This is a genomic window from Petralouisia muris (genome assembly GCF_004793545.1).
Lineage (GTDB): Bacteria > Bacillota > Clostridia > Lachnospirales > Lachnospiraceae > Petralouisia > Petralouisia muris.
This window is the reverse complement of record NZ_SRYA01000180.1, coordinates 1-2,550: the sequence shown is the minus strand read 5'-3', so window position 1 is coordinate 2,550 and position 2,550 is coordinate 1. Positions and strand designations below refer to the sequence as shown.

The following is a 2,550-nucleotide window of genomic DNA, read 5'->3' as shown; positions in this document are numbered from 1 at the left end:
CCGGATCACTAAGCCCTACTTTCGTACCTGCCCCACCCGTCGGTGTCGCAGTCAGGCTCCCTTCTGCCTTTGCGCTCTTTAGATGGTTTCCGTCCATCCTGAGGGAACCTTTGGGCGCCTCCGATACCCTTTCGGAGGCGACCGCCCCAGTCAAACTCCCCGCCTGGCGTTGTCCCACCGCCGGCTTACGGCGGCTGGTTAGGAAGCCAGCGCTGCAGGGGTGGTATCCCAACGGCGGCTCCCGGCTGGCTGGCGCCAGCCTTTCTTAGCCTCCCACCTATCCTGTACATGCAGCGCCGACCCCCAGCGCCAAACTGGAGTAAAGCTCCATGGGGTCTTTCCGTCCTGGCGCGGGTAGCCAGCATCTTCACTGGCACTTCAATTTCACCGGGTGCATTGTTGAGACAGCGCTCAAATCATTACGCCTTTCGTGCGGGTCGGAACTTACCCGACAAGGAATTTCGCTACCTTAGGACCGTTATAGTTACGGCCGCCGTTTACTGGGGCTTCAATTCAAAGCTTCGCTTGCGCTGACCTCTCCTCTTAACCTTCCAGCACCGGGCAGGCGTCAGCCCATATACCTCACCTTGCGGTTTTGCATAGACCTGTGTTTTTGCTAAACAGTTGCTTGAGCCTTTTCTCTGCGGCCTGCTGTCGCAGGCACCCCTTCTCCCGAAGTTACGGGGCCATTTTGCCGAGTTCCTTAACAATGCTTCTCCCGTCGGCCTTAGGATTCTCTCCTCATCCACCTGTGTCGGTTTACGGTACGGGTGCGCGATGAGCCATAGCGGCTTTTCTCGGCACGCGCTCCCCATCCTTCGCTACTTTCGCTTCGCTCCGCTTAACGGCCTCGGGTTGGCGGATGGATTTGCCTCTCCGCCCCCTCTTCCGCTTGCGCCGGGCTTTCCGCTCCCGGCTGATGGTTCCCGCATGCGTCCCCGCAGTTCTGTCATCCCGCAGTACAGGAATGTCAACCTGTTGTCCATCGGCTACGCCTCTCGGCCTCGCCTTAGGCCCCGACTTCCCCAGGGCAGATCAGCTTTACCCTGGAAACCTTGGATATTCGGCCGGAAGGATTCTCACCTTCCTCTCGCTACTCATTCCGGCATTCTCTCTTCCCGCCCGTCCACAGCCCTTTTCAGCGCCGCTTCCTCCGGACGGCAATGCTCCTCTACCGATGCGTTTTCGCATCCCGCGGCTTCGGCGGCGTGTTTCAGCCCCGGACATTTTCGGCGCGGGACCTCTCGACCAGTGAGCTGTTACGCACTCTTTGAACGCGTGGCTGCTTCTGAGCCAACGTCCTGGTTGTCTTTGAAATCCCACATCCTTTCCCACTTAACACGCACTTTGGGGCCTTAGCCGGCGGTCTGGGCTCTTTCCCTTTCGACTGCCCAACTTATCTCGTGCAGTCTGACTCCCATGAACCGTCTGGCCGGCATTCGGAGTTTGATATTCTTCGGTAAGCTTTGACGCCCCCTAGGAAATTCAGTGCTCTACCTCCGGCAGACTCTCATGAGGCTAGCCCTAAAGCTATTTCGAGGAGAACCAGCTATCTCCGGGTTCGATTGGAATTTCTCCCCTATCCACGCCTCATCGCCACCCTTTTCAACGGATGTGCGTTCGGCCCTCCACTGCCTCTTACGGCAGCTTCAGCCTGGACATGGATAGATCACCCGGTTTCGGGTCTGCGTCGCCTGACTTCCGCCCTCTTAAGGCTCGGTTTCCCTTCGGCTCCGCGCTTTTTAGCGCTTAACCTCGCCAGGCGCCGCAACTCGCCGGACCGTTCTACAAAAAGTACGCGGTTCCGCCCTTGCGGCGGTTCCACAGTTTATAGACGCTGGGTTTCAGGCTCTCTTTCACTCCCCTCCCGGGGTTCTTTTCACCTTTCCTTCACAGTACTGTGCGCTATCGGTCACAGAGGGTATTTAGCCTTACGGGGTGGTCCCCGCTCCTTCCATCAAGGTTTCACGTGTCTCGATGTACTCTGGATCCCGCTCCGCCGCTCTTCCCTTCGCCTACGGGGCTTTCACCCTCTCTGGCTGGCTTTCCCAAAGCCATTCCGCTGGAAATCGCGGTCAGGTCCGCGGTCCGAACCCCGGCATGCACGCATCCCGGTTTGGGCTCTTTCCCGTTCGCTCGCCGCTACTTAGGAAATCGATGTTTCTTTCTCTTCCTCCGGCTACTTAGATGTTTCAGTTCGCCGGGTTCCCTTCCATGCGTTATGGATTCGCGCATGGATCTATGAGGTCTTCTCATAGGGGTTTCCCCATTCAGAAATCCGCGGATCGTCAGGTATTTGCCCTTCCCCGCGGCTTATCGCAGCTTATCGCGTCTTTCGTCGGCCCTCTGTGCCAAGGCATCCACCCTGCGCCCTTTCTTGCTTGACCTTCTCTGGCTTTTTCAGCCTTCCGCTTCCTGGCGTAGCGTCGCCAGCGCGTTCGGTTCTTTCCTTGCTGTCGCAATTCTTCGCATGAATTCTCATGCGCATTTCTCGGTTGTTTGATGTCTTGTCTTTCTCTGTATGGATTTTTCAAGGTACATGTCTGGCTT

General features: G+C 57.5%; 1 rRNA gene. It reads right to left on the bottom strand.

Annotated features, from left to right (window positions below):
• Nucleotides 1-2,387: ribosomal RNA gene (locus tag E5329_RS28855) — 23S ribosomal RNA — on the bottom strand; the annotation flags it as partial.
• Between the last annotated feature and the right edge of the window lie 163 nt (nt 2,388-2,550).